The following is a 13,047-nucleotide window of genomic DNA, read 5'->3' on the forward strand; positions in this document are numbered from 1 at the left end:
GCTGGGTCGAGGAGCGGCGGGCGGCCATCAGCCCTGCCCCTCCTGCACGCGGTAGATGCTGTAGCTGCCCTTCGCCCCCTCCTTGGCCGGCCCGACCTGCCGGACACGCTCCAGGACCTCCACCGCGTGGCCCTTCTTCTTGAGGCCGGCGAGGAAGCCGCGGACGGTGTGCTGGGCCCAGCTGGTCACTGTGATGACGTCGGCGATGGTGGCGCCCTCTGGTCGGCGCAGGAGGGCAAGGACGGCCTGTTGCTTCGTACCCTCGCGCGGACGGCGCGCGGTGGCCGGGTCGCGGGGCTGGCGGGTGATGGTGCGGCGCGCCAGGGCGGTGCGCAGCACCTCCACCGCTGTCGGCAGGTCAGGGCAGTCCTGACCGGCGTCCCAGGCCGCCACCATTGCCCCTGCGGAGTCGCGCAGGGAGAGGCGCCGTGTCCCCACCGTGGGCGCTTTCTGGCCGACTGCGGCGGGTGTAGCGGCATCCGGCTGCCCAGCGCCCTCCTGAGCCGCGTGTGAGGCATCTCTGCCCTCCGCGTCGACCCCGATCGCCTGCAGCCCGGCCGCGGTGATCCGCAGCGCCAACGCGGTACCGCCCTCCTCCTGTCGCCAGCCAAGGTCGCTGTGCTCGGCCGGCGCGGCGATCTCCTCCAGCAGCCCGGCCTTCAGCAGGCTGCGGACTACGGCGTTGCGGGCGGCGGCCGGGAGGTGGTCTGGCGCCTTCACCAGTCCCATCGGGTGCTGGCTCGCCTGGCTCAGCAGCAGCCTCTGCGTATCGGAGAGGGTCATGTCGGGTCCTCGGTTCCGGACCCGATCAGCCGGGTCCTACGACCCGAAGCCCTGCCGGAAGAGAGGCAGGGTAGCGGCCGGGCTTCCCCCTAGCGCCAGCGAAGCTTTGCTCTGTTGGGTGTGAACGCCAAGCGCTGCTGTTCAATCAAAGTGGCTGAGTTCCCGAATTATCGGCCGGGGTGGCGGCCCAATGATCGAGCCAGCCGTCCCGGGATATTCGCGCAGTTCCAAAGTTTCCGTTACGTCCCGGCGGCAAAGCCCTATCTCGTGGTGCCGAGCCCTTCATTGTGCAACAAGCATGCGTGCAGTTCGTCGGGGGAGATTCAGAGAATGGCTGTTATTAGCGGGACGGCGGCAAACGAGACGCTCACAGGGGGGGTCACCGATGACGTGATCTACGGGTTGGATGGGGACGATGCCCTCTTCGGTCGGGAAGGCGCTGACACGCTTTTTGGCGGGAGCGGGAATGACCAACTCGATGGTGGCGTGAACGGAGCCGGTGGAGACGTTCTGAATGGTGGAGAAGGTTTCGATTTTGCTCGCTATGACTTTGCTGGCCCCGATTCGATCTTTTTTGTTGCAGTGGTCGCGTCCCTACGAGATCCAAGCATCAACTCAAACATCGCGACTGGCGACTCCTACGTGAGCATAGAAGGGCTGGTCGGGTCTGCATTCAACGACAACCTGCAAGGAGATGCCGTTGCCAATATTCTCTACGGCCTCGCCGGTGATGACAGCCTCTCTGGCTTCGAGGGTAATGACGTACTTCTCGGCGGCGACGGCAACGATTACCTGACAGGCGGTCCGGGAGCGGATGCATTCTTCGGCGAAGCTGGATCGAGTGACTACGCAGTATACAGCCTTGCAGCCGGTGGCGTTTTCGCGTCGTTGCTGACAGGCGGAATTGGCGGCGAAGCGGCTGGCGACACGTACTCGGGCATCGAGAACATCGTGGGATCAACCTTCTCAGATCGCTTGATAGGCGATAACGGCACCAACTATCTGTATGGCGATTTCAGCTCCGATGTTCTCCTTGGGTTAGGTGGTGTCGACAACCTTCGAGGGGGTGAAGGCGATGACACGTTGGAGGGTGGTGGAGCAGGCGATCTGCTCGAGGGTGAGGATGGGACGGATTTCGCTAGCTTCGAAAACGCAACCTCCGGCGTAACAGCCCGCCTCGACGGTGGCGCAGGAACGACTGGTGATGCCGAGGGCGACACCTACATCGGGATAGAGGGGCTGATCGGCAGCCTCTACTCGGACGTGCTCGTAGGCAGCAGCTCCGCCGCAACTGGGGACACGATCTTCGGCATCGGCGGCGACGATTATCTCCTTGGTCTCGCGGGTGGCGATTATCTGAGCGGCGGAACCGGCAGCGACCAGCTAGAAGGTGGGCTCGGCGCGGACTACCTGGATGGGGGGACAGGGATCGACGCCGCCCGATACACGGGCGCTTTAGGCGCGATTACTGCCAGCCTGACCAATTCAGCTGGCAATACAGGTGAGGCAGCGGGGGACACTTACGTCAACATAGAAGGACTAATCGGATCTACAGGTAATGACATCCTGGAGGGCGATTCAGCCGGAAACATCCTCTCCGGTTTCAATGGCGGTGATAGCCTCTTTGGTCTGGAGGGGAATGACACGCTGGATGGCGGCGCTGGCGCAGACCTCTTGTCCGGCGGCGCGGGATCTGACGTCGCCACCTACGCCAGCGCTTCGGCGAGCGTGCGAATCTCGCTTGTGAACGGGATTGGGTCTGGCGGCGACGCGGCAGGAGATACCCTTGTCGGGATCGAGAACCTCGTCGGCAGCAGTTTTGACGATGTACTGTTCGGCGACGCTGGCGCCAACAATCTGAATGGTGGGACGGGAGACGACTTCCTCCTCGGCGGCGCGGGGGCAGACACCCTGGACGGCGGGACGGGGCCCGATACGGCGGACTATTCCACCTCCGCCGTGGGCGTCTTCGTCGATCTGCGCTTTGGCGTCGGCTACACCGGGGACGCTGCCGGGGACGTGCTGGCCAACATCGAGCGCGTGGCGGGCAGCGCCTTTGCTGACACGCTGCTGGGCGACAACGGGTCCAACGTGCTGATCGGCGGGGCGGGCGCGGACCTGCTGCGCGGCGGCGGCGGCGCGGACGCCCTGATCGGCGGGACGGGTCTGGATACGGTGGACTACCTCACCTCTGGCGCCGGGGTGGCGGCCTATCTCGGCGGCACGGCCGGTGTGGGTGGCGACGCCGCGGGCGACGTGCTGACCGAGGTGGAGAACCTCACCGGCTCCGCCTTCAACGACGTGCTGGTGGGCGACAACGGGAGCAACGTCATCATCGGCGGGACCGGGAACGACTACCTGCTGGGCCGTGGCGGGGCGGACGTGCTCGTCGGCGGCGCCGGGACGGACCGCTTCGTCTTCGCCTCGCTCACCGACAGCACGCCCGGGCCGGGAGTGGACCTGATCGCCGACTTCTCCCGCGGGGAGGGCGACCTGGTCGACTTCTCCCCGTTGCTCGGCGGGCTGGGCTACCGCTTCATCGGCAATGTCGGCTTCAGCGGCACCGGGCCGGAGCTGCGGTCCGAGGCGCTGGGTGGCGGCCGCTTCCTGGTCGAGACGGACGCCGGAGAGGGGTCGGCCGATCTACGGATCGTCGTGCAGGCCGTGGACGTGTCCGGCAACCTCGTCGCGTCCGACTTCATCTTCTGATAGGTTGAGCAGGCGGACAGGAGGGGCGGCTCCGTTAAGAGCGGCCTCTCCTGCGTTCAGGGCGGGGACGGACCGGGCGCGCTCGGTCGGCCGAGACTGTCGGCGAGGTGCCTTCGCCAGCCCCATCGGGTTCTGGCTCGCCCGGCTCAGCAGCAGGCTCTGCGTGTCGGAGAGGGTCATCGTCGGATCCTGGTTACGGACCCGATCAGCCGGGTCCTACGACCCGAAGCCCTGCCGTGGGAGGGCGGGGTGGCGTGCAGCCGATGTCCGCTGCGCCGGCTACGCTTCGCTCTGCGACGCGCGGAAGGCAAGCGCGATCAAGGGTCAGAGCCTTGCTCTCTTTCCCCTTTGACGCCGAGTGCGCCTCGTCTCCCTGTTGGCGAGTTCCGGCCGGAGTGCAACGCTCCTATCGCGGTGCACACATCGGCCTTGGTCCGACACGACGATCTGCTTCGACTTTACACGGCACCCGACCGGGTCATCAGCCGAGCCAGCGGATCACCACAGCTCCCCAACGCGGATCGCAGGCAATTGGGCGCGGCAGTGGAGTCCAGTTCATCTTTGAGGATGACGAGGCGTGATCTGGTACTGATGTCGAGCGCCGGGTGACGCCGGGGCGAGGCGATGTCACGGCTCTCTATTGCACCTTGGCAGGTTTCGGCACTTCGACAAAGGCGGCGTAGGTCTTGTCCCCGATGTCGCAGAGCCAGCCGACCGTGCTGATTTGCGCCGCATGGGCCGACAGCGCAGGAACAAAATGTGCGGCCAGGGCCGCCCCCGTTGCGAGCAGCTTCCCTGCCGCGGTCAGGCGCCTGAAGGCTGGCTGGTCCGGGTCGAGGACCTTATCCAGCGCATCGGGCGCTGTTAGTAGCATCAGCGAATCCCGTAGCAGCGGTGCATCCCGCGCGAGCGCTGGGACGAAGGGCTCGATCGCCTTCACACCGCCCGCTGCCAGCTTACCCCCGGCAGCCAGTCGCGCAGTGATCGTGAGCGAGCCGTCCATCACCTTTGCCATCTGCTCTGGCGTGCCAAGAACGAACACGCCGGCTTCGAAAGCACTCTTGCCCACAGCCTCCTGTGCTGCTTTCTCCAGTTCACCAAGGGCAGCACGCACCGTGACCTTGCTCTCAGGCGGCACCAACTCGTCGATCTTGGGAAAGAGCTTCGCCGACTTCGGCTCCAGGCCAATCGCGGCGAAGAAGGCCGCGTCGAGCTTCAACCCTTCTGGTGACGCGCCTGACGGAGACAACGCTGGAGCAAGTGGACCAGCGAAATGGGTCGTGCCGCGCGATAGTGCGGCAGTCATGCTGCCATCGGGTTTCGCGGCCTCGTCTCCCTTCGATACGGCTCTCGCCTGGAGCACCGCCGCGATACCCGGATTTGAGATAAGGTCGCGAACCGATGAAGGTAGCGCTGGAAACGGCCGAGCCTGACTGATGGTGATCTTCATGGCAGCCAGCCTAAAGACCGGCTCCCAGAGATGGAATCGGTGATGAGCACTTCCTCCTGCTGTGGATGTGGCGGTGGCTGACCCTGACCCACCTCCAGGCTCACTGCCCGCTTAATTCAACCGCCAACTTGCCGCTCCTGATTGATGATGACCCCTGAACCGCCTTCCCGCCATGCCCACCGGACCTATACCCGCTGCAGCGTGATGCTGCAGGACCGCGGGAATGGGCCGCCCGGCGTGGTCCAGTTCTGCACGCCTTGCAGGGTGGTCGCGCCGCCAGCTAGCCGCCCCGTGTAGCGCGAAGTGTAGCTGCCGCTGTTGCCTGACATGGCGCTGACCTGGCCCTCAAGCGTGACGGACCCGTCCGCGCCGACACGGCCTTCACTTACCTCGCCTCGGCCGGCTGACTGCCCCATCCGGTTCTGGACATCTCGCTGGAACCGCGCGACGCCGCTGGACACCGTGAGGGTGATAGGGAACCGGCCGGCCCCGGAGAAGCCGGGGATCGCCGCGCAACGCATCTCCCCGGTCCACCGTGCATCCTGGGCGTTCCCTGATACTCCCTCCTGGTACGCGCCGGGAGGCGATACCTGAGCTGCGGCTGACCGAGCCGGCTGGGCTGTGCTCTGCGGCGCGCCTTGCTGTCCATCAGCACAGGCCGCAGCGATCAGCGGAAGGGCAAGGAGCAGGTGGCGCATGGAGGGGTCTCTTCGTGACGCCACCGAGACTAACGATAGTTCCGCATCCGCTACAAGGCGGTGGGGTGGCGCAATTCACGCAGACCTTACCCTTGCGGTCGTAACGACCGGTGCAGCCAGCCTGATGCCCGTTCCCAGCCCGACCTTGCCCCGGAGTAGCAAGGCCGCGGGATTGCGGCTGGCGCAACTAAGCCTTTGGCGATAGGTCCTCCCCCGTCCCCTTCCGCCAGGCCAAAGCCGGAGCTGCAGCGGCGGGGCCAGCTGCTCCGGACAATGGCAAAGACAAGGGCCGGTCTTCAATGATGGACGGTGATCCGGAGCAGCCGGACCGTGAGCAGGAGCTTTCAGAGGCGTTCAGGGCTCCGAAGAACGGACTGGTGGATGCATGGGTCCGCCGATGGCAGCGCGAACCGCCCAGCTCGGGAGTGATGGGCCGGGCGGAACTCCTGCAACACTGGGACAAGCTGCGTCGCGATAGACGGCACGACCTGCTCCTGATGGCACGCGGGATGGTGGACAAGTCTCAGGGCGAGTGAACTCGCGTGCAGGCCCCCGAACGATAGCCAAGGTCGGGCCGGAAGTGCCCTACGCTCCGCGATGGCCGGACAGTCGCAGGCCGGTCCGGACCGCGGCCGTGCCGAATCGCAAGGTCCAGATGACTGTGTAGGGATAGCCTGTCGCTGCTACTGAGCCGAACGATTTACCCCAGCTGTAAATGCGGTTGTTGTGTCGGTACATCCAGTGGCAGAGGCCGCCATACGCGGTCATGTTCGGATAGTCAGCGCTCTTAACGCCGATGATCCCGTCGCCGCCGATGTCGCCGGGGTGGACCGTGCAGTTATATTGCCAGATGCGCTTCGCGTAATCCGCCACGCAGTCCGGCGGCATAGCAATGCCAAACAGCTTTTCTTTGGTGATGTCTGCAGCGGTCTTGTCCACCGCCCTGTTAATCCGCTCGATGTACTCCTTAATCTTGAATTGGTCGTACGGAGGACCGAAGCTTCTTGTAAAGTCTCTGATCGACTTGAGCTCGGCGGTTCGCCCCTCAGCTTCCAGGATCACCAGATACTGTTTGATCTCGGCCAAAACGTTGAACGGTCTAGGCGCCTTGATAAGGGCCGCTCTCAAGCCAGGGTTGATGTCCCACATGGCGTAAAAGGTACTTGTGAAGCCGCAGACACCCCAGCCAACGTTCGTGATACCGAGATCTTCCCTTAGCCTGCCTGACATACGTTTTCCTCAGATCTGTTGGTCGGGGCAGCCCGATTTGGGTCAGAGATCCGGAACAGGTGTACACGGAGCGCCGATTCCAGCTTCGAGACCCATCTTTAGATTGCCCCTGTTACTCTAGCCCTATCAGCCGTGGTGCTGACGCGCAGCCGTGAGGGTAGTGATTAGATCAGAGTTGAGGAAACACGAATTTTGTCCGGCGTTGTCCAAGACAAAGCAGGACAAGGCGCGCTTCGTCACCCTGTTGTCAGGCCCGCCGCAGGCATTGCCAGGTTGAGGAGCGTTGGGCGGAACAACCAGGCTGGGGCAAGCTGGCGAGAGGACGATCGAGCCCGCCACCTACTCTGAGAATGGCATTGTCACGTTCTTTGGCCTAAAGGCGCGCTTGCTGACACGAGAGAGGGGCGCAGCACGGGAAGTCAGAGACCGCCACCGGGAACGCCACCCGCCAGAATGGAAGGACGGATCCTTTTCGGCCGATGCTATGATGCGGCGTCCATTCTTGGAGCGTCCCCCCAGGCGATTTCCGCAGCTGATTGAGGCTAAACTGCTTTAGAGTAGCGCCGCTACGCTTGAAGCTTCCGAATGCCGAGAGCCAGCACCCCGGCGGCCGAGCCGGGCGCCCCGACGCCCAAACCCGGCCTAACCGCGCCCCCGAAGTATCGGGGCAACCGGGGCAGCGGCTGTGGGCGACCTGCGGGCTGGGGACGGACGTACAAGGCAGGGATGCTGTCCGAGCAATCCGGTCAGGTCTGGAGCGTTCCCAACCCGAGAGCGAGTAGCCCAGCGGTCCGTACCGTGTCGCCTTCTGGGCCGAACGCGTGGACCTCGCACTTGTACCCGCGATCGGTGACGACCACCGCGTTCCGCACGTCAGCGTGCTTCCCGGCCTTGATGTCGTCGGCCAGCCGGCAGAGGCGGGTCGGGACATCGGCCATCGTAGCGCGGGGGAGCGGCACGAGGGTGGCCATGACCGAGCGGTCACCATTCAAAGATGGATTGATGCTCGTGCACTGGTTGCGTCCGATGAAGCCGCGGCCGTTCGCCTGCAACGAACGTCACGCCGGCGTCCCGCAAGGCGCGCCACATGGCCGAGACGGTGGACGCCATTGCTGAATGATGCCCAGCCTCGAACTTCTGAACTGTTTGATGCGTGAGATGCGCTTCGGCAGCGAGGCGGTGGTCCGTCCAGCCCAGGAGCCGACGTGCTTCCCGGCACTCGTACGGGGTGAGGTTAGCGGCTCCGCTCTCGTTGTATAACATCGGCGACCCGATCCGTCTTCGTTGCAGATGATGAGGATTGGCCAGCCGTCACTACTGATGCCGTGGCTTCAGCCCAGCCTTAACGCGCGAAGCGTAGAAAGGATTACCACTTGCGATGAGGTGTGCTCCAGGTGGGCGTCGGCAGCCGCGTGCCGGCCATCTCCCCACGAAATTCTTCCAGCACGCCGGTGAGCCGCTCAGCGAGGGGATCCGTCAGAGCAGGCGCTGCGGTGAGCACCTCCCCCAGCACGGCGGGCGGAATGGCTGTGGCGGCAGGTGCGACTAGCTTCCCGACCTCGCCCTCAAGGATGCCCTCCAGCTTCGCCGGGGTGGCGCCGGCGCGGGCGCCCGAGGTGTCGAACTCGCGCTTCAGCCAGTCGAGCTCGCTCTTCACGAGCGCGGCCCGTGCCGAGGCCCAGTCCGCGCCGGCCGGCAGGTCCTTCAGCCAGCGCCAGGACGATCCGGCCCGCCGCGGCCCGGCGCCGCCCACGATGTTCGCGAGGCTGTCCGCCTTCCGCTTCTTCAGTCAAGCCGCAGCACGCTCCACAGCCGCGCCGAGGAGAAGCAGGATGTCCTGCACGGACAGGGCCATCTTCGCCCCGAGAAGGGTGAATTCTATGATCGTCTCCAGCTAGATGATGGGGATGGAGTGCTGCCGCCTGTAGGTAGCAGGGCGGTCGCGTCGGAAGCTTCTTGCTCGAGCGACGCAGCGATGGAGGATTGGGATGGCAGATTCGCCACATTGGCTGGCCGCGTCGGGCGCCGCTATGTGGTCATTGGTAGAGCGATACACCGGCCGGGTTGGCTACAAGGGCGGCGTGAAGGCGAACGGTCTCGACGCTGACCCACCGGTCATCGACTGCTCGGGCTGGACGGCCCTGCTCCTGTCCGCGGCCATGTCAGAAGCAAATCGCGTGGCATCCCGAGAACTCTTCACTGGCGAAGATCTCGCACAGCTGCAGACCTGGTCAGACCGGATGATCGGGAACCTCGAACGACGGTCGGGGTTCATCCTCCATGGCGGCCAGATCGTACCGGAGGCCTTGCCGCCCTGTGCGACAATTGGCTTGCAGCAGGGTGGCGGCGACTGGGCTAAAAACCATCCACGCCCTCGCGGGATCAAGCACCGCGTGCAGATCGTGCGTCGCCCTTCAGACGGGTCACCTCACGTATCCGAGGCGCAAGGCATGAGCGAGCCCTTCGGCTTGAGACTGATGCCCTTGGCGGACTGGCTCGAGCGAACTCGCGCGTTCCTTGTCCCGGGCTCAGCCTGGGCATTCGACGCCTTTAGCCGAGGCCAAGAGCCTTGGCAGTGATCGGCCCGACCGCGCCGTCCGGCCGCAGGTCGTGCGCCGCCTGGAACTGCTGAACCGCGACTTCGGTGCCGCGGCCGAAGATGCCGTCCACCAGGATGGGTGCGCGGCCGGACTGCAGGTTCAGCGCCTTCTGCACGCGCCGCACCGCCTCGCCGGTCTGGCCGATCCGGACCATGCCCGCGATTGAGGGCGGCACCGCGGTGCCGGCGAGGGTGGCGAAGTTGGCCGCGAGCTTAGTGTGAAAGCCGTGCACCGCGTAGCCCGCGCCGTTGTGGCCCTGGCCAGTGGCGCGCAGGCCACCGGGTCCGCGCTGACGGCGCGCAGCTCGTCCGCCAAGCCTGAGCCGCCCAGGAAGGCTACGAAGGTCTCAAGCTGCTCCGGCTCGCCACGCTGCTGAGCCGCGACGAAGGCGAAGACGTCGCCGAACCCGCAGAGGGCGTAATTGGCCCCGAGGATCTGGCCCAGGCCGTAGGAAGCGGAGCGCAGCGCCGCGGCGGCGTCGAGCTCGGCCGCAGCCTCGATGCGGCCATACTCGGCCGCGCCGCCACGGTAGAGGCTGCGGTCCCAGGCCGGACGGGACAGCGTGGGGTGGCTCCGGTCCCACACGTGGCCCGTCTGCCGGCCGAAGACGTGCGCCTCGTAGAGCGCGCGGGCCCGACCGGAGCCGTCGGATAGGAACCCACCTGCCTGGCCGACCTCGGTCAGCACCAACGCGCGGAGCTGTATCTCGCTGGCGCCCGCCAGCGCGGCGGCGCGCCGAAAGTCGTCTGGTCCGAGGCGGGGCCGCCCCTCGGGGCCGGGTGGCGAAGGGCGCAGGACGGCGGCCGCGCGCACAGCGGCGGCCGACAGCGCGGGTGCGCTGACGCTCATGGGGTGCTCCTGTTTATTCGGGTCGGCGGCGAAGCTTCGGCTGTGGTGGCGCCGTTAGAGGCGGTGGAAGCTCGTAAGAGGCGTGCCGATGCTCACGACGCCCAATGGCTCCCTTGCTGTACGCAGTGCGACGCTCGCGCTTCTTGCGCTGGTCGGGACTATCCTTCGATGACCCGGTCGCCAGGGCGAAGCCGCGCGAGGCGGCCCATTAACCAATCCCGCGCTGTTGATCTTCTCGTGCTTGTCGGCACCATCTCCGCCTGTCTTTTCTCGATGGGGCTGGTGCTGGCCGAGGTTATGCGCTGAGAGGATCCTGGCTTAAGCGCACCACGAACCCTGGTGCTACGCTGATCCAGCTGCAGCGGCGTGGATGGGACACGCGGCATTCAGTCCGCTTCGTGGACCTCAAGGCGGAGCGGGCCGAAGGTGGGCCGGAGATTGACCTCCGCCGACCAAGCCGATCTCGAATTCGGCCCGCAGCGGCTCCTAAGGTCAGAAGCCCTTAGGGGAGCGTTTGGTACGGCTGGAGGCGCCGACCGGCTCGATGGAGTGTGAGCCAGAGACGGTGGACGCCTGGGTGGCCGAAGCTGCACTCAGGCGAGCAAAGGTCGCTCAATGTGTGCGGCCTTTTCGGCTGTGATCGTCCATGATGAACTCCTGCGCCGGCGGCGGACTCTTCCTCTCAGGAAAGCCAGATTGTGCTGCTGCATCTTGCACGGCACATTGCGGAGGCCATTCGCCGTGGTTGATCCCATTACCTTTCTGCTTGAGAGGAAGCCTCAGCGGTTCCCGTCATATTCGGCCAGCGTTAGGAGTATCCTTGCGCTTTCAAACCGGCAGACCTACCGTTCAATACAGAGAGCGGCTGCTAGAGTTTCGGAAAGCGGCCGGTGGAGAACTGTTCCATGCTGGCTCGTCACGCTTCCACGGTTTCGCGCTCCCGCCGTTCGACGTCTTCGTCGGGAGAGGTTAATGAGGGCAGGCTGCTGGACGAATTCATTGCTACGCTGAACAGCGAGCGCCCTTCCTTTTGGATACCTTCTATGGTGCGCACCGTCTCCTTCCTCCTTCCTGCCGCACTGCTCGCGCTGCCTGCTGTGGCGCAGCCGGCAGCAGATGCGAATACAGTGCTGCGCGGCATTTCGAATGTCCGAGTCGTCACGATTCTCACGGGTGACGCTGCCGAACGCGGAAACTGCCTCGACGATGCCCAACTGCCGGCCATTCACGATGCGGTCTTGGAGCGTCTCATGGCAGGCGGAGTCGGGGCGCCGCGGCAACGCGTGCAGCAGCGGCTGAATGCAACGGCAACGGCACTGGTGCCGCAACCGAACGATACCGCCGTGCCCCTGCTCACGGTGACGATTGAGCAGGCTGGCGCGATGTTCGGGGCGGACGTTGGCTGCTCTTACGCCATGGTCGCTACTCTTGGCGCGCTCGTACGAGGCGGACGGGTGGTGAGCACCGGCACGTCTTTGCCGGAGACGCGGAATAGCTACGTTTGGCTGACAAGCGGCGTGAACATCGGAAATCCAGAGGAAATTCGGGAGCGCGTTGTCACTACGGCGACGGAGATCACGGGCAATTTCATCAACGGCTTGCGCGCAGCAGGCTTCGAGGCACCTCGCCGTGACGGCCCCGCCCAGGCGGGCTTGCCGCCGAACCCTGGATCGTCCGTGGCGGTGCCACCACGGGGTGCCGCGCCTGCTGCGCCGATAATGGCTGGGCCGGCGGCATCAAACGGGAATGCGATGGCCAAGCCTGAAGCAGCCCCTGCACAGCCGCCCCGCCCCGCAGCGGCTGCCCCTGCGCAGGCTTGTGACCGGCTCGCCCAGCCGCCCCGCTACGAGATGGGCCGCGTGCCGGCTTTTGCGGACGGTGTCGGCGGCTCGCGCCCGATGGACGTGCCCGCCGCGCGGGCCGCCTGCGCGCGCGCGATGGCGGAATGGCCCGACGAAGCACGGTTCGTCGCCTATGCGGGTTCCGTCGCTTCCGAGGCATCGGCCGCGCGCGGCATCCCAGAGGACGTCGCGGAGCGGGAGGCGCGGGAAGCGGTACGGCTATATCGCCTGGCAGCCGCGCGCGGGAATGCCGTAGCGGAGTATCAGCTCGCGATGCTCCACCGCTTCGGCGTCGCGGGGCTGGAGAGGAGCGACCGCGAGGTGCTGCGGTACTACACCCTCAGTGCGGAGAAGGGTCACGCCGGCGCGCTCCTGGCCCTTGCTCAGGCCAACCAGAACGGCACCCTTGGCCTGTCGCCGAACCTGCCGGAAGCCGTCCGTCTCTTCCGCCTTGCGGCGGAGGCGGGCCATCGGCTGGCTGCCAACACCCTCGCTGACGCTTACGAGAACGGCCGCCTCGGCTTGGCCGTGAATCCCGCCGAATTCCTCCGCATGCTCCGTCTCGCGAGCGACGCCGGCTTCCCTCCCGCCCAATTTCGGTTGGGCCAGATGACTGAGGAAGGACGTGGCGGCCTGCGCCCGGACGGGACGGAGGCCCTGCGGCTCTACCACCTCGCGGCCGCCGCAGGGAATTCGAACGCCGACGCGGCGCTGCGGCGCCTCACAGGCCAGACTGCCCCCGCCCGTTGATCCCCTTAAGTTCCGCAACCTGGCCAGTGCGGCCGTGGTCGTCCGTTTCGGCCCCCAAGGTCGCGGAGCTCCGAAAGCCGGCGCCTACGATGTCAGCCGACCTGCCCAGCTCCGCTCCTGGGTCATGGCGGTAATGC

At 65.8% G+C, this 13,047-nt stretch carries 10 protein-coding genes and 1 pseudogene; 2 read left to right on the top strand and 9 right to left on the bottom strand.

What is annotated here, in order from left to right:
* Positions 1 to 27: 27 nt before the first annotated feature.
* Positions 28 to 783, bottom strand: coding sequence for a DUF3489 domain-containing protein (locus ACP6CK_RS15450; RefSeq protein ID WP_426954194.1), 756 nt, complete (start codon positions 781 to 783; stop codon positions 28 to 30).
* A gap of 120 nt (positions 784 to 903) precedes the next feature.
* On the opposite strand from ACP6CK_RS15450, the gene ACP6CK_RS15455 reads away from it, so the two are divergent.
* Entirely contained in the window at positions 904 to 3,492 is a 2,589-nt protein-coding gene (locus ACP6CK_RS15455; RefSeq protein ID WP_426959921.1) for a beta strand repeat-containing protein, read from the top strand.
* Positions 3,493 to 4,129: 637 nt separating this feature from the next.
* Here ACP6CK_RS15455 and ACP6CK_RS15460 read toward each other — a convergent pair.
* The 8 genes and pseudogenes from ACP6CK_RS15460 to ACP6CK_RS15495 form a co-directional block, all read right to left on the bottom strand.
* Positions 4,130 to 4,942, bottom strand: coding sequence for a hypothetical protein (locus ACP6CK_RS15460; RefSeq protein WP_426954195.1), 813 nt, complete (start codon positions 4,940 to 4,942; stop codon positions 4,130 to 4,132).
* A 185-nt stretch (positions 4,943 to 5,127) separates the two neighbouring features.
* A complete protein-coding gene (locus ACP6CK_RS15465) occupies positions 5,128 to 5,271 on the bottom strand; it encodes a hypothetical protein (RefSeq protein WP_426954196.1) in 144 nt (47 codons plus the stop codon).
* Positions 5,272 to 6,225: 954 nt separating this feature from the next.
* Positions 6,226 to 6,870, bottom strand: coding sequence for a hypothetical protein (locus ACP6CK_RS15470; protein ID WP_426954197.1), 645 nt, complete (start codon positions 6,868 to 6,870; stop codon positions 6,226 to 6,228).
* Between the two features lie 746 nt (positions 6,871 to 7,616).
* Positions 7,617 to 7,841, bottom strand: a complete 225-nt coding sequence (locus tag ACP6CK_RS15475) for a hypothetical protein (protein WP_426954198.1) — start codon at positions 7,839 to 7,841, stop codon at positions 7,617 to 7,619.
* Positions 7,842 to 7,851: 10 nt separating this feature from the next.
* A complete protein-coding gene (locus tag ACP6CK_RS15480) occupies positions 7,852 to 8,133 on the bottom strand; it encodes a helix-turn-helix domain-containing protein (protein ID WP_426954199.1) in 282 nt (93 codons plus the stop codon).
* Between the two features lie 103 nt (positions 8,134 to 8,236).
* The gene (locus tag ACP6CK_RS15485; RefSeq protein ID WP_426954200.1) at positions 8,237 to 8,623 is read right to left on the bottom strand and encodes a hypothetical protein; all 387 of its coding nucleotides are present in this window, start codon (positions 8,621 to 8,623) and stop codon (positions 8,237 to 8,239) included.
* A 797-nt stretch (positions 8,624 to 9,420) separates the two neighbouring features.
* A complete protein-coding gene (locus tag ACP6CK_RS15490) occupies positions 9,421 to 9,702 on the bottom strand; it encodes a peptidoglycan-binding domain-containing protein (RefSeq protein WP_426954201.1) in 282 nt (93 codons plus the stop codon).
* A gap of 74 nt (positions 9,703 to 9,776) precedes the next feature.
* Positions 9,777 to 10,319, bottom strand: a pseudogene (locus tag ACP6CK_RS15495) (N-acetylmuramidase domain-containing protein); the annotation flags it as partial.
* Positions 10,320 to 11,362: 1,043 nt separating this feature from the next.
* Between ACP6CK_RS15495 and ACP6CK_RS15500 the strand changes: the two are divergent.
* Positions 11,363 to 12,910 (top strand): tetratricopeptide repeat protein, encoded by a 1,548-nt coding sequence (locus ACP6CK_RS15500; RefSeq protein ID WP_426954202.1) that lies wholly within the window; start codon positions 11,363 to 11,365, stop codon positions 12,908 to 12,910.
* The last annotated feature ends 137 nt before the right edge of the window (positions 12,911 to 13,047 follow it).

Source organism: Muricoccus radiodurans (genome assembly GCF_050154705.1).
Lineage (GTDB): Bacteria > Pseudomonadota > Alphaproteobacteria > Acetobacterales > Acetobacteraceae > Roseomonas > Roseomonas radiodurans.

What these genes read in the sequence shown, in the direction of transcription:
- ACP6CK_RS15500 (WP_426954202.1), top strand. Translation starts at nt 11,363, where the DNA reads ATGGTGCGCACCGTCTCCTTCCTCCTTCCTGCCGCACTGCTCGCGCTG.
- ACP6CK_RS15480 (WP_426954199.1), bottom strand. Translation starts at nt 8,133, where the DNA reads ATGTTATACAACGAGAGCGGAGCCGCTAACCTCACCCCGTACGAGTGC.
- ACP6CK_RS15470 (WP_426954197.1), bottom strand. Translation starts at nt 6,870, where the DNA reads ATGTCAGGCAGGCTAAGGGAAGATCTCGGTATCACGAACGTTGGCTGG.
- ACP6CK_RS15460 (WP_426954195.1), bottom strand. Translation starts at nt 4,942, where the DNA reads ATGAAGATCACCATCAGTCAGGCTCGGCCGTTTCCAGCGCTACCTTCA.
- ACP6CK_RS15450 (WP_426954194.1), bottom strand. Translation starts at nt 783, where the DNA reads ATGACCCTCTCCGATACGCAGAGGCTGCTGCTGAGCCAGGCGAGCCAG.
- ACP6CK_RS15465 (WP_426954196.1), bottom strand. Translation starts at nt 5,271, where the DNA reads ATGTCAGGCAACAGCGGCAGCTACACTTCGCGCTACACGGGGCGGCTA.
- ACP6CK_RS15475 (WP_426954198.1), bottom strand. Translation starts at nt 7,841, where the DNA reads ATGGCCACCCTCGTGCCGCTCCCCCGCGCTACGATGGCCGATGTCCCG.